This window comes from Paenibacillus turicensis (genome assembly GCF_050461185.1).
Taxonomy (GTDB): Bacteria; Bacillota; Bacilli; order Paenibacillales; family Paenibacillaceae; genus Fontibacillus; species Fontibacillus turicensis_A.
The window spans coordinates 1-25,014 of the sequence record NZ_JBCMOR010000005.1 but is presented as its reverse complement, the minus strand read 5'-3'; the positions used below and the strand labels follow the sequence as shown (position 1 = coordinate 25,014).

Below are 25,014 nucleotides of genomic sequence, written 5' to 3'. Positions count from 1 at the left end.
CAAAAAGAGAATGTAAACTTATTCAGAAAGACGGGATTCCAATTCCGCTTTTTCTTTCTCATAACCTGGTTTGCCCAGAAGTGCAAACATATTTTTCTTGTATGCCTCCACACCCGGTTGGTCAAATGGATTAACCCCTAATAAGTATCCACTAATACCACAAGCTTTTTCGAAGAAATACACTAAATACCCAAAGGAATGTGGAGTAAGGTCTTCTACATTAACAACCAAGTTAGGCACTTGTCCATCAGTATGTGCAAGTAACGTACCTTGGAATGCTTTTTTATTTACAAAATCAACTGTTTGTCCTGCAAGGAAGTTAAGTCCATCAAGGTCAGCAGGATCTGATTCAATCGTAATATGACTTGGTACTTCTTTTACTTGGATAACAGTTTCAAAGATGTTACGGTTTCCTTCTTGAATAAATTGTCCCATAGAGTGAAGGTCTGTTGAGAAATCAACTGCAGCAGGGAAAATACCTTTATAATCTTTTCCTTCACTTTCGCCGTATAATTGCTTCCACCATTCAGAAACATAGTGCAAGGATGGCTCATAGTTGACAAGGATTTCAGTAGCTTTACCTTTACGGTACAAAGCATTACGTACAGCAGCATATTGATAGCTTGCATTTTCAGCAACGTTTGGATTGCTAAATTCTACAGCAGCTTCAGCAGCGCCTTGCATCATTTCATCAATGTTAATACCTGCAGTTGCGATTGGAAGAAGACCTACTGCTGTAAGCACAGAATAACGTCCACCTACGTCATCAGGAATAACAAAGGTTTCATAACCTTCTTCATTAGAAAGCTTTTTAAGCGCACCCTTTTCACGATCTGTTGTTGCATAAATGCGTTTACGAGCTGCTTCTTTACCATATTTCTTTTCTAGCTCAGCACGGAAAATACGGAAAGCGATCGCTGGCTCAGTTGTTGTACCTGATTTAGAAATAACATTAACAGAGAAGTCTTTACCGTCAACAAGGTCTAGCAAATGGTTCATATAAGTTGAGCTGATATTGTTTCCTGCGAAATAAATTTCAGGTGTTTTACGTTTTTCTTTAGGTAATTCGTTATAGAAGGAATGAGACAAGGCTTCAATTGCCGCACGTGCACCAAGATAAGAACCGCCGATTCCAATTACAATTAAAACATCGGAGTCACTTTGGATTTGAGCTGCTGCCTTTTTGATACGAGCGAATTCTTCTTTATCGTAGTTTGAAGGTAAGTCAATCCATCCTAAATAGTCAGAACCTGCACCAGTGCCCTTATGTAGCTGCTCATGAGCAACTTTAATGTATTCTGCAAGATAATCTACCTCATGTTGACCAACAAACTGTAGAGCTTTACTGTAATCAAACGTTACCTTTTTAGACATACCAAGAATACCTCCATCACCAAAATAGTTTTATTTATAAAAAAAGATTTACTTTAAATCTTCTGAACCTTCTATCCTATTAAAACTAGGATACTGTAAATTTAGATTGAAGACAAGTACACATTACACACTGATTACACACTCTGTCACGTAACATGGTAAAATAAAAAGAACGGACAACCGTCCAAATTTTACAAGAAGGTGACCAAATTGAAAAAAATCGGATTTATTGGTTTAGGTACAATGGGCGCACCCATGGCGTCCAACCTACTTAAAGAAGGATATGAAGTGACTGTATATAACCGAACGGAAGCAAGATGTCTTCCTCTTGTTGAACAAGGAGCAAAGCTTGCACATACGCCCAAAGAAGCTACTTTAGGTGTAGACACAGTCATTACCATGGTAAGTAATGATGATTCTATCGCTGCCGTTTATAAAGGCGAAGCAGGTGTACTTGCAGGAATTTCAGCAGGGATAACCGTAATTGATTGCAGTACAATTTCTCCAGCACTAAGTCAATCTTTAGCTAAAAAGATTGTAGCAGTAGGTGCTAATTTCCTTGATGCTCCTGTCACAGGCAGCTCTCCTGCTGCCATAGGTGGTACTCTAGTGTTTATGGTAGGCGGAAAATATGATGTGCTTGAAGCAGAGCGTGATATTTTTGAAACTTTAGGGCAAAAAATTATTCATATGGGTGATAACGGTAGTGGTTCCGTTGCTAAGCTTGCACATAATACGATCGTTGGTATTAATAATTTAGCTTTGATCGAAGGTTTTTCGATTGCGGCTAAATCAGGCATTCCTGCACAATCTTTTCTTGAACTCGTACAGCTTGGCTCAGCAGGCAGTAAAGCAGCCGAATTAAAGGGTCAAAAGCTAATCGACCACGATTTCACCAATCAATTTTCATTATCCCTTATGCTCAAGGATCTGAAGCTTGCCTCGGCTCTAACTGATCAAGCATCTATCCCTACACCAATGCTTAATGTTGCAAAAAGCTTATTCCAAGCAGGCGAAACACAAGGCTTTGGTGAAGAAGACCTCTCCGCAGTTGCTAAAATATATGAAGCTTGGATTCATCAAAAAATCGGTGAACAATCAAAATAATTAACTAGAGCTATTAGCAAATAGCTAGTAATTAGTAGATAGTAATTAGTAATTAGCTTAAATATAGCTGCCCAGTATTTATTAGCGGATTAATCCACTAAAGTTGTATTTTTAAAAAGAAGGCAAATCCGATAGTCGGACATGCCTTCTTTTTTAATTTATTTAGGCCAATAATTATTTTAATTGGTCTTTCACATGTTTAACTACATTTTCAACAGTGAAGCCATATTCAGCCATAACTTTATCCCCAGGTGCAGATGCGCCAAATGTGTTAATGCCGATAATTGAACCCTTCTCACCAACATAACGCTCCCAACCAAATGGATGTGCCATTTCAATTGCAACACGAGCTTTAACATCTGGAAGAATAACAGAATCTTTGTATTCTTGTGATTGCTTATCAAATAAATCCCAGCTTGGTAAGCTTACTACAGAAACATCGATACCTTCTTCAGCAAGCGCAGCTTGAGCTTTAACTGCCAATTGCACTTCAGAACCAGTAGCAATTAATTGAACAACTGGTTTACCTTTTGCAGGAGAAATCACATAACCACCACGTTTAATACCTTCACGTGCTAGCTCTGCGCTCTTCTCAAGAATTGGTAAGTTTTGACGAGTCAATACTAATGCCACAGGGTTTTCTTTGTTTTCAACGCTATAAGCCCAAGCAGCAGAAGTTTCATTACCATCAGCAGGACGAATTACTGTAAGTCCTGGAATGATACGCAAGGAAGCAAGCTGTTCGATTGGCTCATGCGTAGGACCATCTTCACCAACAGCGATACTATCATGTGTTAACACATAAGTAACCGGAGTTTTCATGATGGAAGCAAGACGAACTGCTGGACGCAAGTAATCAGTAAACACAAAGAATGTACCGCCGAAAATTTTAAGTCCGCTGTGAAGTGCTACACCATTCATAACAGCAGCCATACCAAACTCACGAACACCAAAATAGATGTTGCGACCATCGCGGGATTCTGGTGTATACACAGGCAATCCTTTAAGATGAGTCATTGTAGAGCTTTCAAGGTCAGCAGAACCACCAAGCAATTGAGGAACATTGCCAACAAGACCGTTTAATGCATTACCAGAAGCTACACGTGTAGACAAAGCGTTGTCTCCAGCGTTGTATTTAGGAAGATCCTTATCCCAGCCTGCAGGTAATTCATTTGCGATTGCAGTTTCAAATTGCGCTGCTAATTCTGGATATTTTGCTTTATATTGTTTGAAGTTTTCGTTCCATGCGTCATAAGCTGCAATTCCGTTAGCTTTTACTGTAGCAAAGTGCTCACGTACTTCTGCTGGTACATGGAAATCCTCTTCATAAACCCATTTATAAAATTCTTTAGTTAATTTAGTTTCGTCTTTACCAAGTGGGGAACCATGAGTACCACCATGACCACCTTTACCTTGCTTGTTAGGGCTACCATAACCGATTACAGTTTTAACTTCAATTAAAGTAGGACGCTCAGTATCACGTTTTGCCTCTTCAATTGCAGCTTCGATTGCTGCTAGGTCATTACCATCTTCAACAAGCAATGTTTGCCAGCCATAAGCTTCAAAGCGTTGACGAGCATTTTCAGAGAAGCTAAGATTTAATTTACCATCCAAAGAAATATCGTTGGAATCATATAAGAAAATCAATTTGCCCAATTTCAAATGACCAGCTAGAGAAGCAGCTTCGCTTGCCACACCCTCCATCAAGTCTCCGTCACCACAAATACCATAAGTATAATGATCTACAACTTTAAAATCATCTTTATTATAAGTAGCTGCTAATTGAGTTTCAGCAAGAGCCATACCCACAGCCATAGCCAAACCTTGACCAAGTGGACCTGTAGTAGCATCTACACCAGCAGTATGTCCAACCTCTGGGTGACCTGGAGTTTTACTTCCCCATTGACGGAATTGTTTAAGGTCGTCCAAAGATAAGTCATATCCACTTAAATGAAGCAAGCTATACAATAACATGGAACCATGACCTGCGGATAAAACAAAGCGGTCGCGGTTAACCCAAGTAGGTGCGTCAGGATTATGAACCATTGATTTAGCAAAAAGCTGGTAACCCATTGGAGCTGAACCCATTGGCATTCCTGGGTGACCTGAGTTTGCTTTCTCGATAGCATCAATTGCTAGTGTACGGATCGTAGTAATTGACAAGTTATCAATCGTATTGTTGTCTGAAAGTGGCATTTTTGATTTCCTCCTTAGATTGTAAAAGCATACAAAATTGAAGTTCAAAACATTCAATTTGAAAAGATCATTTTGACTTTATCTATTGTACCATTTCATTTTGATGTTTGCCAACGTTTTCTTATTAGTTTTAGCTTTTTCAAATTAAGCTAAAATTAATCGGATCAATCTTGGAATTAGTTCTTGACCGCTAGCCTAAACTAGCGAAGAGACAGAGCGATTTTGAAGATTGTCTTTTAACACAATCGCAAGAACGCTCTGGATCGTAGCATCCGGACTCCTATCGTAGTCAAGTACTAAATTCTAAATAGAGCCAATTTAATCTAATTAAAAACAACCGTTTTATTTTGGTGAACAAGAATTGCATCATCAATATGCCATTTTACAGCCCGAGCCAATACAACACGTTCAATCGTTCTACCAATACGTTTTAGCTCATTAACATCGTCCCGGTGGCTTACACGTTGAATGTCTTGTTCAATAATTGGACCACCATCTAGCTCTTCAGTGACATAGTGAGCAGTCGCACCAATAATCTTTACACCACGCTCATAAGCTTGTGCGTAAGGTTTTCCACCGACAAACGCGGGTAAAAAGGAATGATGGATGTTAATAATCCGATTGCGATAAGGTGCAATTAAAGCAGGAGAAACAATTTGCATATATCTTGCTAAGACAATTAAATCCACCTTGCCATTAACAAGCTCTAACTGCTTTTCCTCAGCTTCTGCCTTTGAATCTGCAGTAACTGGGATGTGATGATAGGGGATACCAAAGGATTCTACGTATTCTTTCATATCGGGATGATTACTTACAACCATTGTAATGTCTGCATCCAAATCACCTGCTTGCCATTGCCATAGAAGCTCTACAAGACAATGATCCTCTTTTGATACAAAAATCGCAATTTTCTTCTTATTGCTTAGTTGGTGAATACTCCATTCCATTTGAAAAGAATCAGCAATGCTAGCAAAATCCTGTTTAAGCATATCAATTTTTTGCTCTAATCCTAATAAATCAAACTCTATTCTCATAAAAAACATACCGCCCTCAGGATCAATCGTATATTGATCTGATTGCACGATATTAGCACCATGCTGGTGTAGAAATTGAGAAATAGTAGCTACGATCCCTGGACCATCTGGACATGAAATTAACATTCTTGCGCGATTTTCATGTGTTGTTTTAGTGCTGTTCCCTTTTTTATGAATACTCATGAAATTATCTCTTCCCCCATAACATGATCTAAAATAGTTCATTATTTACATATAATAAGTTTCAAAAGTGTTAAATCATAAAATCTTAACATTAAATTCTTATATTAGGCTTGAGCTAACCAAGCAATAATTAGCTTGTTTATTTCCTCTTCGGAATGGTTTGTGAAAAAATTAGCTTCAGTGATTAGGTCATAAAGTCTTTCTAATGGCTCACGTGGATCTAATTTTTTAGCTTTTGCATCATTTTTTAACACATTCCAAACATCTAGCACATAGGATTTGGGGTCAATGTCTTGCTTCTTGTAAAACTGTCCTAATAGCTCTACCTCACCTAAAAAGCCTTCGCCAAAACGAGCAGCAACATCACCACGCAATAAAGCAATTTCAATTTCATACATCGGACGTTGTGTTTTTGCATTTTTACCAATCCAAGGTGTTTCTAAAATAAACGGTCTACCCTGAAGTAGTGGATGGTGAACAACGTTATGAATAGTTTGGTAGCCGATATAACCTGAACCAATCGGAGTATGGCGGTCTTTCCCTGCGCCTAACGGATTTTTACTATCATTAATATGAACAACTGCAATTCGATCTAAACCAACTAAAGAATCAAACTTCTTTAGTACCCCATCTAAATCGTTAACAATATCATAACCAGCATCATGAATATGACAGGTATCCATACAAACGGTTAAGCGATCATTACGCTCCACTTTATCAATAATAGAAGCAAGCTCCTCAAAGCTTCTGCCCATTTCCGTTCCTTTTCCCGCCATCGTTTCTAATGCAATATTAACATCTGTTTCCTTCACACCATTTAAAACTTCATTTAACCCTTCTGCAATTCGATTGATGCCATATTCAGCATCTTTATCTGTAAATGCCCCAGGATGAAGCACGATATTTTTAACGCCTATCGCATGTGTACGGCGGATTTCCTCCTGCAAAAATTCAACAGCAAGCTCATACGTGTTTTCTTTGTAAGAACCTAGATTAATAATATAAGGTGCATGTACAACAATTTCTTCAATGTTTGCTGCCTGCATGTCCAATTTGCCTTGCTCTATATTCATAGAATCGATAGGCTTACGACGAGTATTTTGGGGTGCTCCAGTATAGATCATAAAAGAGCTTGATCCGTAAGAAGTAGCTTCAGCCGTCGCTGAAATAAGACCTTTATCTGAAAAAGAAACGTGAGAACCAATTTTTAGCATTTTATTGCCTCCCTAAATTTTGAATACGACTACTACTCAATTAATTTAAAATTAATCCTTATTTTAGCTTTATTAGAGTAATAAATCTATACCAAATCAAGGTTATAGAGCAAATTGCTACGAAATACAATATTTAAAAGTGACACCAGCAATAACAAAGCGTTCTCCTACTTGTATGGGGTACTCCTTATATGGCGCTATCCACTCCGAATTTAACTTTGTGCCATTTTTTGAGCCAAGATCCTTTAGTGTGCATTGATCAGAAGTTAAGTTTAATTCTACATGTGCACGAGAAACCCCACTTACCTGTTCAATGTATTGCGCTAGCTTACTGTCCCTACCAATGATGAAATGACGACGATCTATTAAAATTTTTTCAGGTGTACCCCCTTCAATCCCATAACGCTCCAAATATTTTTGAGTGGAATTACTACCATGTTGTAATAATACAGTTGGTGGGCTTTGTATAGGTAGATTGCTTGGGTTGCTTTTTTTCATATTACCGTTCTCAACAGAATTGTTATCAAGTGGTTTTTTATCATTTAAAGTTGTAGGGTTGTTATTTAACTTCACTTCGTTCACCAAACCTAAATAGCTTTGTTCCTCTGACGATCCGTTGGAGTTGTTGTTCCATCTCCATTGCTGTTCAAATTCATTTTCTTTTTTTGAAAAAAAATCATTTTTACTAGTTAATATCCAATACGCTACTCCAAGTAGGATCGTAACACCTATACTAATATATAAATTCACTTTTCCTTGATGATTTAAATAAACAAACCTCCACCATAAAGCATCTACGATAACTACACCTAACAAAATATACATTGGCTTTATCCTTAGGGATTGGCTATCTTCTTCATCAATTGAGGTTAAGGGAACGGAGCGTTGTATCTGTCTTTGATCTTGTTGATTAAAAAGTGGGGAATCGACAGGAGCAACTACATTCTGATTTTGGGCGGGATCGCTACTACTAAATTTAAAGGGCGACTGCTGATCTATGAACTCTCCTTGTAAGGGCTGATGTGATTGACTTGCTTCATATGAGTGATGTTGTTTTGATGAATGTGGATCTTGTCGTTGATGTGATTGAGGTGAATCATCAGTTAACAAAGTTAACAACAGCTTTTTACATTGTTGAAAAGAGAAGATATCGTCTTTGCATAACGCAAGTAATTGCTGTACCCCATTACCCTCCATATTTTGAACATGCAAAAGTAGCGAGGTGACCAAGGACAAAAACTTATGCTGAATAGGTTGTTGCGGTTTCTTTATTTCTTTGGAAAAGTTAAGTGGAACATAGGTTAAATATAAGGCGGCACAGGATAATGACCCTTCCACAAAAATGTAATCCTCTTCTAATATGTAATTGTCATGTGTCAGCATATAGTTTTTACTGTCTTCTAATATTGTAATGATTTGTAGCAACAAACTATACAATTGTGACAAGTTTAATTTATCGCTTTTCAAGCATTGGGATAACATCTTTTTACCTGTAATGACATATTGAAATGAAACTTTAAAATTAATTTCATCAATATGTATGGGAAGAAGTCCTGAAATAGAAGAGCTTAACATTTGACGTTCAACATGGTTGACATCACTTGAAATTATTCCGTTTTCTGTACTCAGCACCATTAATGTATCACCTGCTCGGATAAAATCCACTTTAAATGTATGCAACTTAATCTCCCTCCCTAGTAGACGAAACTATAAATATAAAAAGGCTATAACTGCACCGGGCAATACAGCTAACATAAACGGAAACTGCAGCTGTCCTTTAGCATTTGCTTGAATTGGCACGATACTTTTCAGCAAAATTGCACCAAATATACTCACAAAAACACGTTTAATACGTTGCAAGGCCTCTCTACGCCAAAGTAAAATTAAAAGACCGATCACACCCGCAACAAATATTGAATACATCATTGTGGTCAAAGTTAAATATGTGCCTACCCACGTTCCGATAGCCCCAAATAGCTTTACATCTCCACCGCCTACAGCGCCACACAAATACAAAATAAGCATAATTCCAAAACCAACAGCACCACCTTCAAGGGCACGCCAAGTCCCTGTAAGACCATCAACAACAAAATGAAAAGCCACACCTAAACACATTGCAGGAACAGTTATTTTGTTTGGAATTTTCATAGACTTAATATCTGTTACAAATGAAATTATCAGCAATAAGAAAAAGCCCCAGTATTGTAAAAGCATTATTTCCTTGATTCCCCCTTATTCTTTGTTAGATACATTAAAATTGTCTACTGTACGTGCACCCGTTTCAGTTTCAACAACTAACGTGCCTTGCGAGCCTGGGGTTGTATTTCCGCCTACTAGCCACTCCCATTCAAGAACTCCGTTTTCATCCGCGGTTGCTTCACCTAAATATTTGGCTGTACTGACCCCACTTTTGTAGTAAATGATTAACGTTGCAGTTGTACCCGGCTCTACTTTTGCCTTAACCTTTGCTTTTCTACCTATGTATGCAGGCTTTGGCTTTAATAAGATCGTTGCAGGCGTCCCCATCGAGTCGTCATTTAAATTCCCGTTGTTGTCATGATTCTTCCCTTCACCTGTGTCACCAATCCATATTCTTTCTACTGCTTTAGTTTGCAAAAAAATAGGTGTTGAGGTGAAAGGGACTTTAATAGGCAACTCATAACTAAGTTCAATGCCTATATACGGGCGTTCTCCCTTGCCTAAGTCCGGAATTGTAATAGAGCTAACATGTAGCCGAGGTTCGTGTAGGCTTGTGTATTTTAGCAGTGGTCGTAATAATGGCTTAATAATTGGATCCAGCACAGCTTCTGATACATGCGTTTTCATTTCTTCTAATGGAGTAATTCCTTTATCTACTGCCCTTTTCATCCAACTTGATAGTGGCTCAGGAAGTTTACTTGTATATTGTGTACTCCACTCTGAGAGTGATAATTTAGGTATGCTCCAAGTAGCTTTCGTAGAGCTTGAGTTTTGAGTTAAGTTAGCATCAGTTCTCGTATTAGGGTTTATGTTAGAATTAGAAGCGGTGTTATGATTTTCCACAACGACAGAAATAGGATAAATATGTGAAGCTACTAATTTTGCAGCATTTGCAGATACGGTATACATTTGCCCAAGCGTTATTGTCATTTGAACGATATATATTAGGAAAAATATAAACATAATGAATATCGGCATCACTAAGGAGGCTTCTAGTACAACACTTCCTCGTATCTGAGTAATTTTTAGTTCTTTTTCCTTTTTCCTAATGTTTCTTATAGATTTAAAAGTTGTAATCTCTCTAATAGTAGAAATCCGCCTGTTTAACCACCGCATAACGCCCTCCCTCTACATATCCCTGTATAACTCCTGACCATTCCAACATAGAAATGACGCCGGGCATAAACCATAAAGGCATAGATGCTGTCATTTTACATATGGCATAGGTATTTCTTTGTGTTAAATCAATGCTTGTATTCATTCTTGTAACAGCTAACATTCGTGCCAATCTCGCTTCACTTTTTCCATGCAAAAATAATAGTATTCTTAAATGATCGCGATAGGTCACATTAGCTTTTAAATAGGCGCTAACCTCCACATTTCCCTCATGACATAAAGTCAAAATGTCCATTAATGCATGTTCAATTCCATATAAAATCGCCATAGCTAAAATTAATAATGGGTGTTGTTTGTCCACATTTTTAATTAAGCCCTCCATTGTCCGTATCGCAAGACGAAGTGTAAAAATTTCACCAAAAGCTGCTGCTACATTCCCAATAGGATTAGTAAAGCCAAATAAAATATATTCCATCTCCTGCTTATTGGGGGCAAAGCTATCACTATAGGCTTGTAATGGACCCACCCCATTTCCTTTAAAAAGCCCCTCCAATACAGTGACATCAAAATGGAAATAATAACTGGCGATATACTCACTTTCAAAGCTGTTTTGCGATATCGAAGACATCACTTGCGCTAATGAACCGTAAAATGAGTCCATGCTACTCATTGCATGTCTACCCTCTTGATATGGGTCGGTTTCTATATTGTTATCAGTAGATTTTGTTGAAAATAGGTTGTTATTAAATTCCTGAATGTGTTTATAGTATTTTTCAAGCTCATTAAACTTGTCCTGATGCTCCTTAAAGCTAGAAGTTATCGATTTGAGTTGTCTAAGAATAGAATTGAACTGTCTCAATTTTGTTTTTGCTGTTTTTTCTGCTGATTTCCTTTCATTATCAAAACTACGATGCTGGTTTAGCGTTTGGATCGTTTGTTGTATTTTATTTTCTGCATTACTTTTCACAAAATAACGTAAATATTGCTCTACTTGCCCGTTGGTATTAGTAGAAATGCTTTGGAAATGATCAGCTAGTGCTGTACCTGAAATAATAGCTTCCTGTTGCGACAGTAAAATATCTATTTGGCTGTTTAAAGTATTAAAAAAAGTTGCTTGCTCATCGATTCCTTGCTTAAAAGCTATGAACATTTTTTCAGGTAATATTAAAGACTGAACCCTTCCTCTAATTTGAGAAATAGCCTCCCCACCGTCAACCTTTTCGTTCCCACTTGTGCTTGCTGACTGTGTTACTGTGTTGTATCCATCTTGCTGAGGTCTTTGCTCCGATTCTTTAATCATCTGCTCCATTTGTGCGTTTAATGATTGGGCTTCCTCTAACCTTTCAATAGCTTCTCTTAGAGAATTAGGATGCTTTTCAATCGCCTTTTGCTTTGCTGACTGAATTTTGTTAAAGATGCTATTTATATTGGCTTGATAATTAGATATTGATAGTTTGATTCGCAGCTTCTCCATATATCTAGCATTTTCTTTTTCATTATCAGAGGATGAATCTTGATCATCCCAGCTTGCAACCTGCTCTAACCAGCCTTGATAACTAGGATAAGAGCTAACAAGATTTTGTAATGAATCAGATACTAATCTTGAAATTGGCGAAATCATGTTAGCCCCTTTTTTTTGCAATTTAACCATCTCATCTAGTTGATTTTCACGTTCATCATAAAGCTTCTGTAGTCGCTCTAAAATATCAACCGTATGGGAAGCCTGCTTCATCACATCCGCCATTGGTTTAAAAGCATTTATAATATCAAGCGTAAAATCAATGGGTGCTTTATATTTCATTTGCTCCCTAATTTGAGCTTCAAAAATGCTATATGTAGCAAGGGGCCTCGTCATCTCGATAGTAGAGGATCCTAGAGCATCCCCTAAAAGGGGTAAACTATTTTTGCGTTTAGAAAGCTTGTAGCTTTGCTCAAGCACCTTTGATACAATGTCATTTTCATTAGTTTCACCATATGCAAATAATCCATATTGATCAGCAAGCTGTGGATCATAAGCAGAGAGAAGGGAGCGAGAAGCAGCGTGAGATAACCATTCTGTTTTTGCTTGCAAAGCATATATTCTTGCGAAATCGATAAAGATGGCAACAAAAGCGAATATACAGGTGAACATTAAAATTAAAAATATCGTTACTGCACCACGTTCAGCTTGATAATGCTTTGAAAAGATCGCTTTTAATTGTGAAAACATAGCTCTTACTCCCCCTCTTCCTGCAAAGAAAATGGCTTTTTATTTGCCAAATAAACGTAATGCTGCCCCTGCCTCCACTTGCTTAACATGAATTGGACTTGTTGACTTTGCCTTAAATTTAGCTCCATAATATCTGCCTAATTCTACGGTGCGAATAAACTCAACGGGCTCTACAATAAACGAGCTTGCATAACCCATTTGTGTTGAATCACCGATAATTTTATCTAATGGCGTTAAAGAAACGAGTCGTTGTAAGGAAACATCAATTTTTCGAATAAGTAGCTTATTTTGATAGCTCATATCACCTCTAAACCCAGTTGGTAACTGTGCTGCGACACGCTGTAGCTTTTGCATTGGTAAAGAGTTGTTAGAGCTTTCACCTTTTGTAGAAGGCAATTGTAACGTTGATGCAGCTTCACTACTCACCCCACTACTCCCTAACGAAAAAATACTTTGCAGCATCGTATCACTAGTCAATCTCCAATATAATGAGTCAGTTTTAGAAGAAGTAATTGCTCCTGTTTTTGGATCTCGGAAGCTGTTATCCCATACATAGCTAGCCCGATCGGCAGCAATCGCCGCCGAATGAGCCAAAAAAGCATTTTGGTACAAATACAAGCAAAAAAACAATAACAGCAAAATGGCTATAAAAATAACTGGCAATACAAGTGAAGCCTCAAGAGTAAAGCTCCCTCTTATATCCCGAATATTATTCCTATTACGAAAAAGCTTCGCCGCAGTCCCCATTTATTTATCGTTCATGAAGCTCTCAGATTTGGTTTTTGCCTTACCCAACAAGCTATTAATAATATCCTTGAGTTGAGTACGGAAAATCCCTGCCAAAATCACAATAACGGCAATAATTAAAATCATTTCCAACATCCCTAATCCTTGCTCATTTGAACCAAGCTCTCTTAATTTCCGAAAAACCATTGTTAACATATAAACACTCCTTAAATAATTTGTAGTTAAATATTTGGTTCAATTTTGAAATCAGTGCTTACACCTACGCACGCTAGCACCCTAAACTTAATCCAATAAAACGGAATATGATTTTAACAACAATCGCAAGAACTCTCTGGATCGTAGCTACCAACCTCACTCGTCAAGTACTGATTGAAAAAGAGCAATAATTTATTTAGAAATTCATAATCATAAATGCTGGCGATCCTATCAAAATAATGAGCGCAATAAAAATAAACACCATCGGGAACACAAGCTTCGATGAGGCCTGCTCTCCTAATGTTTTACTTACAGTTTTCCGTTTTTCCCATAATGAATGAGATAATTCCTTTAAAGATAAGACAAAATCTTGTCCACCTCGTCGATAGTTTAATAAAAGCGTAGTTGAAAAAACCGCAACCTCCTGTACACCACATCGCTTACTGAATGCTTCGAGTGCTTGTTGAAAAGAATATCCTGCCTCCCAATCCTTTTGCAGTTGAAATAACTCTTTATAAAGTGGATGACTTCTGTTATTTTCCCTACGTTTAAGACATTGAGTAATCACTTGTTGAACCGTCGATCCGGCTCCTACGAGCAATATAATTTTATTTAAAAGTTCAGGTAACTCTAGCAATATTAATCTTTCTCGCTGAATTACTTTTTTGGACAAGTCGTTAAAAAGAGCAACTGGAAGCATAATAGCAAGCAACAAACTTATAATCAGCATCGTCATATCACCATCTTGGATAGCAGACAATATAGCCCCAAGTGTCATGATCCCCCAACTATAGGTCATCATTTCAGCTATAAATAAAAATGTCAGATCTACAGAATAACGTTGCCCCTCTAGCTTAGTAATACTCTGTTGCAGCTTGTAAAAAAATAATGGGAAACGCCCAGCAACTTTGATTTTATCCAATATAAACAGCATGGGTTGAGCAAGCTTTTGCAGTTTGATTCCATTCATCCTTAACCCAAGCATTTCTTTAAATTTTTTAGCAGACTGGCTGTATAAGTAAGTCCATGTTAAGACTGAAGCTATAATGACAACAACGCTCATGCTTATCTTTAATCCCTTTCTTTAATCGCGATCTTAATCGCTTTCTTTCATCCCTTTGTGCAATACCTCTCTTCTAATTGATCATAGTTTAATATCCATTATTTTGAGCATCCACCAGCTACATAATCCCAAAATGATTAAGGCGATTGCGGACATGAATATCCCAACTCCACTATGCATTGGCATCATATAATCGGGTGAACTAACATTCATAAAAATTAAAAAAGCAATGGGTGCACAAATCATAGCTTTAGCCTCAAAACGCTTTTGGGCAATCATGACACCTATTTCCTGACTAATCTCCAGTTTTTCCGTAATAATAGTGGATGTTCTTCTCACAATTTCTACTAAATCCCCACCTGAACGCTTACAGGTTGTAAATACTTCTGCAAAATTCGTAATTTCTTCATTACCTGCTCGCCGACTAAAATCCTGTAAAGCCTCCTCTATCGGTTGTCCATATTGCATTTTTGTACATATGATAGATAGCTCTTTAATTAAGTCGTTGTCCCCACCAGGATATAACAAACGTAAATCCTCAATCGCATTTACAAATCCATTTTCAACAGACCGTCCTGCCGCTAATGAAGAGGAGATTGAATATAATGCTTGCTTAAATTGCAAGCTTATGGCACTTTTTCTGCGTTCTAATAAATAGTTACTAACTAGTCTAGGCGCTTTATATGCTCCAATCGATAAAATCAAGCTAAGCGCAATAGAGTGAAAAAATATATAACCTATTCCAACCAGCAGTAACCCTCCTACAAAAATAGCAATTATAAATTGCTTTGTAGTTAGCGTATGCACAGTATAGTCAGGCAAACCAGTAGATTGTGAAGCAGAAGATAAGGCTGGAGATGAAGTTTTTAAATGCCTAAAATACTGTCTTTTTTTAGCTATAAATTGTAGCATTAGCTTCTCCTCCCTTAATCACTTTCATATTCTTTTTCATGTCCGCACAGATGAGCAAAATCATGTTCCGAAATACCTGCCATACGTAATTTGTTTTGGTAAATAAGAGCATTACCTGTTGCTAACAGCTTTCCTTGGATTTTCTCTGCCTGCTCTCCCTCCTCTTGAAATATGTAAAGTGGATTTAACACCACCTCCCCCTCATGTAATCCTGCCACCTCTACAATCTCAACAACGCGACGAGAACGATCTCGCAGTCTAGCTAAATGGACTATAATATCTACAGCAGATGCAATTTGCTGACGTACCACATGTAGTGGCAAATCTGCACCATTCAGAACCATCGTTTCTAAACGACTGATCATATCTTTAGTGCTATTACTATGCCCTGACGAAAACGAACCGTCATGTCCAGTATTCATTGCCTGGAGCATATCTAACGCCTCTGCACCACGCACCTCACCTACAATAATGCGGTTAGGACGCATTCGTAATGATGAGCGTATCAATTCTCGAATTGTAATTTCACCTTTTCCTTCTGTATTTGCATTTCTTGTTTCCATCGATACAAGATTAGGTACTGTTTTGATCTGCAATTCCGCTGAATCTTCAATCGTAATCACTCTTTCATCCGCTGGGATATATTGCGATAATGCGTTAAGAAACGTAGTTTTCCCTGACCCAGTACCCCCACTTACAAAAATGTTATATTTGCATTGAACTAAAGTTTTTAAAAACTCAGCTGCCTCTTGACTTAAAGATTGCCAATTTATTAATTGCTCTAGCGTAACTGGATTTTCAGGGAACTTACGAATGGTCATCGTTGGACCCTTTAATGCGATTGGGGGCAACACGATATTGACACGTGATCCATTTTTCAATCTTGCATCTACGATGGGTGAGGATTCATTTACAACTCTATTCACTTTAGCTACAATGCTTTGAATAATATCCTCTAGCCTTCCTTGTGATTCAAACCTCAGCGGTAATTGGATAACTTGTCCTTGCTGTTCTACAAAAATTTCATCATAGCTATTGATCATGATTTCTGTAATGCTGTGATCATCTACTAGCGGCTGTAAAATATCCAACCCACGAAAGGAATCATATAAACGTCGAACCCACTGCCATTTTTCAGTAGAGGTGATATTTTTGAGTCTATCATCCCCTAATATGCGATCTTCAATGTGCCTTAAAAGTCCTTCATCATCTAACGATGCAGTCACATCAAGACTAAATCTAATTTCAGAACGTAGCGTTATAAATAGCTCTTCATTCATGCTAAGCTCTCCTGTTTATAAACCTTTTGGCAAAGTCGTAAAATTTCTCGTTGAAAATCAGGGGAGTTCAACACTCCCTTGGCTTGAGACTTTTCATTCCAACCAGCGATTAGTGGTAACTTCAAACTAGGCCTGAGTTCGTCTAATAAATGATCAGATGTAGCTTGACCTGTATGTTTGTTAAGCACTAATAACGTCTTTTCTTTTATAGCTTCGTCTAATAAATTCCAACTATATTGTGCCTTTTGAAAACCACTCCAATCCTCAGTTATAAGCCAAATGTGCTGATCACACCGCTCTAGCAAGGTTGTTGTCCTAGCATTTTCCTCACACTCAACATCCGCAATCACGATGTCATACAGGCCACTAGACATAATTAAATCAATTATTGCGTTAACATCTGCAATTTCCATTTGCAATACTTCATTTCGATTTTGTACAGGACTAAAAGTATCTGCTTGTATCCACTCGCAACGATCCACATAAGCTAGTAATGGTATTTTGTCTGCTTGTTCCTGTGTTTGATTTTTCCCTAAATTAATATCTTTTTCTTGGCGTTTTAAATCGTATAGTAAACGAGATAATCCTAACCCTTGCGTTGTTGCTTGGATGGCTTGGGTAACTTGAGTAGTACGAATAACATGCTCAATTAATGGACTTGAATATATATTTTCAAGATTTAAATAGAAGGCACGAATCCCTTGCATACTAAATTGCTTGCACAAATTAAGAGCAACTGTCGTTTTTCCCGCTCCCCCCTGAGCTGAACATATCGTCAATAAAGTAGCAGTACAATTTAGTTTCCGCCCTCTGGCTTGTATGGTTTTACTTGAAGGCACACTTTTTAATATGGTAGTTAACAATTTCGGTAAAGGCTGATATTTATAAATGCTTTGAATCTCATCCTCACGATCAAGCTCATCCTGAATGAGCTCATCTACTAAATAAAAAATATGAACCGCATTTTTAAGCTCAGTGAGTCCATCAACAAATTCAGGTTCAGTCAGTAAAACATGACTATTTGTGCCAAGCTCGTCCATGTACTGCATAAAAGCCTCCTTTTGGCTAAAAGCAGTTACACTCATTTGCAGTTGATATTCACTAAAGCGAACGTAATGTAAAAAAGGCTCAATGTATTGCTCGTCATGACACGCAAGTATCATTTTGATCATAGCCACGTAATCACTTCCCCTCTCTCAGAACGCAAAAAAGCACCGTTCAACGACCGACCTGTTAAGATCGATATTTGAACGGTGCTTCCGTTACTATACATTCCTGAAATTTACAATTAGAATACCATATTATGTAGGGCGGTGCAAGCAGTTTTTATATTAACCTAATAATACTAATAATACTTCATGCCTTGTAATAATTCCTGTGCAGCCTCATCAACTTCCGCATCTACATCATATGGTTTTGGATCATTAGATAACCTATTAAGCTCTTGTGTTAACTCGACTCTTACATCTGGAGTCAATCTATTTACTAACTTGGTTAAAATCCAATATTTCCACATTCCGTCGTTGGAATTCAGTATCTGCTTAAAATGTGGAATTAGCTCTTTATCAAACTGAATTAAAATATCCCTCACTGCAAATGAAATCGGCCAGTTTGTATCCTGTAGCCAGATAAGTAAATCAGGTATAACTTTTCTTAAAGTATCCTTATCACACTCTTTTAACTTATTCACACTGTCAAAGTCATGTTTGTCTTTCGGAAGCAGTTGACGAATTTCCATTATTTCTCCTCCACAAAGCTATTTTTAATTGGCGGACTATCCTCTAATTTAGTCAGCTTAATTTTGTATTTTTCAAGTAATTCATCTGCACGTATTATACTAAAATCATTTGGATCACCTTGTATCTTATACAACAGAGCATCGGGGAATAGCCCTCCACCTATAACGTAGTCTTTTAGATCACCCATATAATAATCAGCAGTTTCAGGTGGGAAATATATCCCTGTTGATTCATCTATCACCTCTAACAAAATATCTTCATTCCCACTTGCTAAACGTTGCTTCCACTTACGATGCTTCCCTTGGCCTTCATTCCAACCAACACCATCATATTCACAAATCACCGTATCTGTAGCTACTTTTTTCTGTCCATTAACTTCATATTCCAAACGGACTGGAAATTCTGCATATTTAACTTGGGGAACTGGAGGGTCATCTTCTAATAAACCACCTAATCCTATGAGTAGCCAAGGCAAGGTGAAAAATGCGATGAATATAGTGAAAAGTATAATTGGAATCCAAGCAAAAAGTTTTTTCATTTAGAACCTACCTTGTATGTAATAGAGATATCATTTCATTAAATATTTTGAAGTAATCCTTTACTTCATTTTTTTCAGTTGTTCAACAGGATTCCAGTCTTTATTTGGTAATCTACCTTTGGAGCGCCATATATAACCACCTTTTATCCACTTTTCCCTCCATTCATTATAATGTTTTTCTTTGTCATTATTTTCATCATCATCATGATAGCCATACTGAAACCCACAGCATGGGCAAATCTCATCTGAAGCATTTCCTATCAAATTATAAGGAGCCTCATAAAGACCATCATAATTACATACTAAACAGCAATATTTCATTTCTATTCTCTCCCTATTTGTTCTCTATGAAGCTATTTTTTATTGGCCTTTTACATTATCTTAATTACCCACCTTTATTTACAATCTCAAGATACCACCACATCACTTTATGATACCCAATTAGCTTGGAGGGAATTTCTTTCAAATTATTAATACTGTAATTGTAAAAATAAACGTTTTCGTTTTGATAAAGTTGATATGTTCCCTTCAAAAGTAATTGATCTTTAAATTTATATAAGGCAACAATATATCTGGGGTTATTCTTATGACCATTTACCTCTAAATCCTCTAGTGTTATATGGTCAAAATCCGAAATAGCATTTATAGCTACAATACTCTGAGTATAAACCGAAGGATTAGATTCCTGTGGGTACAGGGCAATGGTAATCCAAATACTTAAAGCCAATGTGACTGCTACACTTAGTATTCCATATCTATATTTCTTACATATCACTATACATACAACAATCAATAACGAATTAATAATAATTGTCACCGGTATTGTCACAATTCTTGCAAGCCCAGTATAAGGAAAAAGTTTTATTAATATATATTGCACAAGTATACTTGGCAACATCAATAGCAGAAATGTAGTGATGTTCTTCCAGATTCTCTTCTTTTGCAAAGTGTCACCTCCCTACCTTTTTAAAATCAATTTCTATCTCGTAGACATATTTCAGAAAATGCATTACGATTTAATTTGATGTTTTAAGAAAGGGGTGATGTTCATGATTTATTATGACAGGATAAAAATTATGATCCCACCGTTTCCCTTCAAAGGATGTTTTTTCCCCATATAAATAATTCATTAGGAGAATATTTATGGAAAAAAACATCCGAACAATACAAACTCAGAAAATCAGCTTGGCTTTACTTGTCTGCCTTGTTGGTTTCCCACAAATTAGTGAAACAATTTACACGCCATCTTTAACAGATATTGCTCAAGGTTATCAAGTAACGTTAAACGTAGCTCAGACCACCTTAAGTATTTATTTTCTTGGTTTTGCACTTGGTGTATTCTTTTGGGGAATCATTTCAGACTATATAGGTCGCCGCAAAGCTATGAACTTTGGTGTAGCTATTTATATCCTTGGGTGCTTACTTTGCCTAGTTTCAAGCAATATTGCTATGCTTTTCATTGGACGCTTAATTCAAGCCTTTGGCGCAAGCACTGGATCTGTTACGACTCAAACGATTTTACGAGACAACTACCACGGTAACGAGCGACACCAGCTTTTTGCAAAAATCTCAGCTGCCTTAGCATTTTCACCAGCCATCGGACCATTACTTGGCGGTTTCATTGGGCAATATTACGGTTTTCGTACTGTATTTTTATCTTTAGTGTTGATGGGAATGGGTTTACTCTTTTGGAGCTTGAAAAGTCTACCGGAAACATCACAGCCTAATCATACAGGCTTTGATACTAAGGAAATCCTTGCAATTGGAAAACGGATTTTAGTAGATCCCTATACGATAACCTTTGGTATACTAATCGGTATATTTAATGGTATTTTGTTTAGCTACCATGCTGAAGCTCCCGGTATCTTCATGGAGAAGTTTCATTTTAGTCAAAGTAAATATGGCTTTATGGGCTGTGTGGTTGCTACAGCAACGATTTTAGGGGCTTGGTTATCTAGTCGAGCATTAAAAAATCAATCGCCAAATACAATTATTAAAAATGGAATCAAGTTATCAATAGCAGGCACTGTATTTCTTAGTTCAACTGCGCTCCTGCTATTACCTCAAGCTATTCAAGTAATATTATATATTGCTGGTATTTTCATAATCCTTGCTGGTATAGGCATTGCTTTACCCAACTGTTTGAGCTTAGCCTTAGTTAAGTTTCGAGAAGCAGCAGGAACAGCTGGTGCATTTTTAAGTTTAGGCTACTATATCATTGTTAGTATATGTACGTTTTTGATTAGTTTACTTCATACAGGTTCAATACTTGTATTTCCGCTATTTTGTCTTGTACTATTGATAGTTTCTTTATTTTTGATTACGTTAACAAGTAAGAGCAGTTAAAACAACTTTTTTTCGAATTGACTGAAATAAGCGGCTACGTTCTGTGGAATGTAGTCGTTTATATTTAAATTTTTAAACTGTTATTTCCCGTAGAGCGAGCCTCAAATATAAATTCCATTGACAATAAGTGACAACAAATAAGAAAATATAAGCAATTCACTTTTTTGAATTTTTGAATCTAATTAAACTTACAAATCATACTTATAATGTACCCCATATGTATAGTTAATAAGATAAAAACTGCCCCTAAAATTGTTTAGATAGATTCTCTATTCGGGGGCAGTTCAGTGGAATTCCATTAATAACTTAAAGTTGTATTTAAAAACTCCTACTTAATTCTTTTCGGTTAAACAATAGCATCCGAGTCTTCACTTAATATTCTTTTCAATCTATATTTCTCCATAGATGCTTCAACAAAAGATCTATGAAAAGTAAAACACCAATAAATACAAGATGATAAAATCCTTTATTTGCTAATGTAACCTTTTATTTTACCATCATTTCCCAAATAAATCGATATTATATTTCCTGACTTAGTATAGAACCTAGTTCGATAATCCATTTCTTTAAAACTATACCGATCCTCTACTTTTATAATTACCTCATTGGGAAAAACCTTTGTCAAATATTCTTCGGCTTGTTTTCTAAATTTGTATTTTCCCCAAGGAGTACCTTCTAATATAAAATAAATAGAACAGCCAATTGCTAAAATTACTACAATTACTGAAATTATTTTTATCTTTCTGATAATATGTTCATCCTCCTTTATTTACCCAATAGAGTATTAATTCTAAAAAGATGATAACCTGCTTTTTGGATTATCTTTGTAAGCCAATTTCCCGATTCATATCCTTTCTTTGCATCTCTTAACTGATTTTGATAATCACTATGAGTAAATGCACTATTATAGAATACTTGGTTCAATGCTGCTGCTCCTATATTCGGAGACTTAGCTCCTACAATGCCACCTAAGGAATTCCCTCCAATTAATGAATTAACTTGGATATTTACTGACGTTGTAAAACGCGATGCACTTACTCCGTTATATAATGTACCTTTACTCAATAAATCTAAAGAGACAATATAACAGTTTCTTTTAATCAAACTATAATCTTTATTAGGATCGTCAATTGAATGACTTTTAGCTAGCTTTTTAGCTTCACTATAACTTGAAGAAAAATCTCCTTGTATATACGTTGATGAGGTATAACCTGATTGACTAAATCCTGCTAGATCCACTTTTTTTCCTGATGAATCGTTTAGTTTTGTATTACTACCCCAACTATTAAATTTATTTAAATCAGTAAGATATTCATTACTCACTTGTTTTAATTGGACATTCTCATCTCCCCAGTAAAAATAGTGCCATTTGCCGTCACTATTTTCGATAAGTATCGAGGTATGTCCTAGACCGAAGGCTAGATCTGGGTTTGTAATCATAATTGCATCATGCCCACTTGGATCAACATGAGTTAATGGATTGTTCCTAACATAAGAATATAGATTTAAGCTTAGTGGATTGGTGACTGTTCCTTCATAAGTATCCTTACTTACAAATCTCCCAATAGCAGGATCATAATATCTTGCTCGTAAGTAATACAATCCGGTCTCATTATCAAAAATTTCACCTGCATACTTAAAATCGTTGCGAACTGCTTCTTCCTGCTCAACAATGTTACCCCATTCATCATATTGATAATGGTTCACAACTTGACCAGACTCATCTATTAACTGTACAACATCTCCATGACCGTTATACAAGTAAAAATACTTTTTATTCGTGCTGACATCCCGTTTAGCAAGTAGTCGATCTGGACCCCATGTATAATTTGCAATAGCCTTATTGTTAGCGTCTGCCTCAGAAATTACTTTACCCGCATTATTGTATGCGTAACGCACCTTTTCAACTGAGGATGCAGGGTTTTGACTGTTACTATTCTGATCGCTATTAGTTGGTTTTACTGTCGTCTTCGTTTTGGCTAATCGTAAACCTTCCATTTCATATTCAAACTCAGTGGTCGTATTATCCTTAACCACCTTACTCACTTGATCCCACAAATTAAACGTATACGTTTGTTCCTTACTGTCCACCATTCCACTATCACCCTTGAGGGTTTTGCGGTTTCCTCTCGCATCGTAGGTGTAAACGATAGTTTCTCCTGAAGGACGTTTCACTTGAATCAAACGGTTTAGCTTATCATACTGATAATTAGTAGTCCCTACACTATCCTTGATGCTTGTTATGTTACCGTTGTTGTCATAGACATAGGAAAACTCAGAAACTATTACTGTTCCTTTTTTATTGCTTACCTTAATTAATCTACCAATTCCATCATAACTATAATCACTTGTTAAATAGCTACCATCTGACAATCTTGGATAAACGATACGCTGAAGCTTACCTTCTGGGTTAAAGCTATATTGTGCATTTGCATTGTCCTCTGCTGTAATAACATGTGAGTCATTCGTTTATACTTTACTAATCCGTGTCTTTTCATAGCTATAGTTTGTAAAGTAATTAAAAGTATCATTGTACTGAAACTTATCAAAGATAAACTGCATCTCAACTTTATTGAGATGCAGTTTAATGTCATTTCATTATGGATTTTAAGTTTCTTTTACTTCATTCTTTTCAGTTGCTCAACAGGATCCCAGTCTGCACTTGGTAATGTGCTTTCGTCACGCCATCTATAATCATCTTTTATCCACTTCTGTCTCCATTCAATATAATGTTTTTCTTTTTCATCATTCTCATCATCATCATGATAGCCATACTGAAAGCCACAACAAGGACATATTTCATAAGAAGGAGTTCCTACATCACTATAAGGAGCTTCATCAAGACCATCATAATTACAAACTAAACAATAATATTTCATTTTATCTTCCCCTTTGTCTTTGCCAGTATGTTGGCGAAGTTGGCTTAAAAAAAGTTTTTGTTGTTCCATCAGGGTTATATGCACCAAAAGTATTCGTTTGGGGCTCATAGACTTTAATAATACCATTTTCATCAGTTTTGACTCGGTATCTTCCTCTGTTAAGGAAAAATTCATTTGCTCGATAAGCATATTCATCCTGACTTGTAATATTAAAATCAGATCCATGATCTCTAACATGTCTTGGCAATGTAGCTCTATTCCCCCAATTATGAGGTCCTCTGACCTGCACAACTACAGGCTTTTGTTTAATAATTGGTTGTTGACTTACTATCGGTCCTTGTTTTACTTTTGGTTGCTGACTTACAGTCACCTTTTTCTTAGTTATTGGGGGAGTTGTGATTACTTGCGTCTTTGCTTTCACCCTTGGCTGCTGAATTATAGTTGGTTTGCTTTGGTACGTATCAAATCCATTGACTCCCTTGTTATTTATATCTACTCCAACCTTAATGCCAGTTAGTACTGTAACTGCTCCTATTACGTAAGGCATTGCTGCTTCTATAGCGGGAATAACAAAAGCCCAATGTCCACTTGGATCAGTATAGATCAACGGACTATTATGCACATACGTAAATAAATTTAACGTTAGAGGATTGTTAATCTGTCCTTCATACGTATCCTTACTT

23 protein-coding genes are annotated in these 25,014 nt (G+C 36.7%); 2 read left to right on the top strand and 21 right to left on the bottom strand.

What is annotated here, in order from left to right; genetic code table 11:
• Positions 1 to 18: 18 nt before the first annotated feature.
• Entirely contained in the window at positions 19 to 1,374 is a 1,356-nt protein-coding gene (locus ABE099_RS02200) for a glucose-6-phosphate isomerase (protein WP_210087145.1), read from the bottom strand.
• Positions 1,375 to 1,584: 210 nt separating this feature from the next.
• Between ABE099_RS02200 and ABE099_RS02195 the strand changes: the two genes are divergently transcribed.
• Positions 1,585 to 2,481, top strand: coding sequence for an NAD(P)-dependent oxidoreductase (locus tag ABE099_RS02195; protein ID WP_430026939.1), 897 nt, complete (start codon positions 1,585 to 1,587; stop codon positions 2,479 to 2,481).
• 174 nt (positions 2,482 to 2,655) lie between these two features.
• On the opposite strand, the gene tkt is transcribed toward ABE099_RS02195, so the two are convergent.
• The 17 genes from tkt to ABE099_RS02110 form a co-directional block, all read right to left on the bottom strand.
• Positions 2,656 to 4,677 (bottom strand): transketolase, encoded by a 2,022-nt coding sequence (tkt, locus tag ABE099_RS02190; RefSeq protein ID WP_430026938.1) that lies wholly within the window; start codon positions 4,675 to 4,677, stop codon positions 2,656 to 2,658.
• Positions 4,678 to 5,000: 323 nt separating this feature from the next.
• The gene (purU, locus tag ABE099_RS02185; RefSeq protein WP_430026937.1) at positions 5,001 to 5,894 is read right to left on the bottom strand and encodes a formyltetrahydrofolate deformylase; all 894 of its coding nucleotides are present in this window, start codon (positions 5,892 to 5,894) and stop codon (positions 5,001 to 5,003) included.
• Positions 5,895 to 5,998: 104 nt separating this feature from the next.
• Positions 5,999 to 7,108: a deoxyribonuclease IV gene (locus ABE099_RS02180; protein WP_430026936.1), complete on the bottom strand. Its 1,110-nt coding sequence runs from the start codon at positions 7,106 to 7,108 to the stop codon at positions 5,999 to 6,001.
• A gap of 117 nt (positions 7,109 to 7,225) precedes the next feature.
• On the bottom strand, positions 7,226 to 8,788 hold the full coding sequence (locus tag ABE099_RS02175) for a DUF6382 domain-containing protein (protein ID WP_430026935.1): 1,563 nt from the start codon (positions 8,786 to 8,788) through the stop codon (positions 7,226 to 7,228).
• Positions 8,789 to 8,815: 27 nt separating this feature from the next.
• Positions 8,816 to 9,322 carry an A24 family peptidase gene (locus ABE099_RS02170; protein WP_430026934.1) on the bottom strand — a complete coding sequence of 169 codons (507 nt, stop codon included), beginning with the start codon at positions 9,320 to 9,322 and terminating at the stop codon, positions 8,816 to 8,818.
• A gap of 18 nt (positions 9,323 to 9,340) precedes the next feature.
• Positions 9,341 to 10,423: a pilus assembly protein gene (locus ABE099_RS02165; RefSeq protein WP_430026933.1), complete on the bottom strand. Its 1,083-nt coding sequence runs from the start codon at positions 10,421 to 10,423 to the stop codon at positions 9,341 to 9,343.
• A complete protein-coding gene (locus ABE099_RS02160) occupies positions 10,389 to 12,632 on the bottom strand; it encodes a TadE/TadG family type IV pilus assembly protein (RefSeq protein WP_430026932.1) in 2,244 nt (747 codons plus the stop codon). The genes ABE099_RS02165 and ABE099_RS02160 overlap by 35 nt, the downstream gene beginning before the upstream one ends.
• 39 nt (positions 12,633 to 12,671) lie before the next feature.
• On the bottom strand, positions 12,672 to 13,379 hold the full coding sequence (locus ABE099_RS02155; protein ID WP_430026931.1) for a TadE/TadG family type IV pilus assembly protein: 708 nt from the start codon (positions 13,377 to 13,379) through the stop codon (positions 12,672 to 12,674).
• Positions 13,380 to 13,574, bottom strand: coding sequence for a Flp1 family type IVb pilin (locus ABE099_RS02150; protein WP_430026930.1), 195 nt, complete (start codon positions 13,572 to 13,574; stop codon positions 13,380 to 13,382).
• Between the two features lie 196 nt (positions 13,575 to 13,770).
• Positions 13,771 to 14,637, bottom strand: coding sequence for a type II secretion system F family protein (locus tag ABE099_RS02145; protein ID WP_430026929.1), 867 nt, complete (start codon positions 14,635 to 14,637; stop codon positions 13,771 to 13,773).
• Between the two features lie 81 nt (positions 14,638 to 14,718).
• A complete protein-coding gene (locus ABE099_RS02140) occupies positions 14,719 to 15,549 on the bottom strand; it encodes a type II secretion system F family protein (RefSeq protein ID WP_430026928.1) in 831 nt (276 codons plus the stop codon).
• A gap of 14 nt (positions 15,550 to 15,563) precedes the next feature.
• The gene (locus ABE099_RS02135) at positions 15,564 to 16,829 is read right to left on the bottom strand and encodes a CpaF family protein (protein ID WP_430026927.1); all 1,266 of its coding nucleotides are present in this window, start codon (positions 16,827 to 16,829) and stop codon (positions 15,564 to 15,566) included.
• A complete protein-coding gene (locus ABE099_RS02130) occupies positions 16,826 to 18,007 on the bottom strand; it encodes a hypothetical protein (protein ID WP_430026926.1) in 1,182 nt (393 codons plus the stop codon). The genes ABE099_RS02135 and ABE099_RS02130 overlap by 4 nt, the downstream gene beginning before the upstream one ends.
• A gap of 167 nt (positions 18,008 to 18,174) precedes the next feature.
• Complete coding sequence (locus ABE099_RS02125; RefSeq protein ID WP_430026925.1) at positions 18,175 to 18,567, bottom strand: DUF5071 domain-containing protein; 393 nt, start codon at positions 18,565 to 18,567, stop codon at positions 18,175 to 18,177.
• Positions 18,567 to 19,106 (bottom strand): hypothetical protein, encoded by a 540-nt coding sequence (locus ABE099_RS02120; protein WP_430026924.1) that lies wholly within the window; start codon positions 19,104 to 19,106, stop codon positions 18,567 to 18,569. Before ABE099_RS02120 ends, ABE099_RS02125 begins: the two co-directional genes overlap by 1 nt.
• A gap of 60 nt (positions 19,107 to 19,166) precedes the next feature.
• Positions 19,167 to 19,427, bottom strand: coding sequence for a hypothetical protein (locus ABE099_RS02115; RefSeq protein WP_430026923.1), 261 nt, complete (start codon positions 19,425 to 19,427; stop codon positions 19,167 to 19,169).
• A gap of 64 nt (positions 19,428 to 19,491) precedes the next feature.
• Positions 19,492 to 20,052 (bottom strand): hypothetical protein, encoded by a 561-nt coding sequence (locus tag ABE099_RS02110; RefSeq protein WP_430026922.1) that lies wholly within the window; start codon positions 20,050 to 20,052, stop codon positions 19,492 to 19,494.
• 197 nt (positions 20,053 to 20,249) lie between these two features.
• On the opposite strand from ABE099_RS02110, the gene ABE099_RS02105 reads away from it, so the two are divergent.
• Positions 20,250 to 21,452 (top strand): multidrug effflux MFS transporter, encoded by a 1,203-nt coding sequence (locus tag ABE099_RS02105; RefSeq protein ID WP_430026921.1) that lies wholly within the window; start codon positions 20,250 to 20,252, stop codon positions 21,450 to 21,452.
• 765 nt (positions 21,453 to 22,217) lie between these two features.
• Here ABE099_RS02105 and ABE099_RS02100 read toward each other — a convergent pair.
• From ABE099_RS02100 to ABE099_RS02090, 3 genes are all read right to left on the bottom strand, one after another.
• A complete protein-coding gene (locus ABE099_RS02100) occupies positions 22,218 to 23,825 on the bottom strand; it encodes an RHS repeat domain-containing protein (protein ID WP_430026920.1) in 1,608 nt (535 codons plus the stop codon).
• A 245-nt stretch (positions 23,826 to 24,070) separates the two neighbouring features.
• Entirely contained in the window at positions 24,071 to 24,331 is a 261-nt protein-coding gene (locus tag ABE099_RS02095; RefSeq protein ID WP_430026919.1) for a hypothetical protein, read from the bottom strand.
• Between the two features lies 1 nt (position 24,332).
• A partial coding sequence (locus tag ABE099_RS02090) for a hypothetical protein (protein ID WP_430026918.1) occupies positions 24,333 to 25,014 on the bottom strand: 682 nt, incomplete at its 5' end.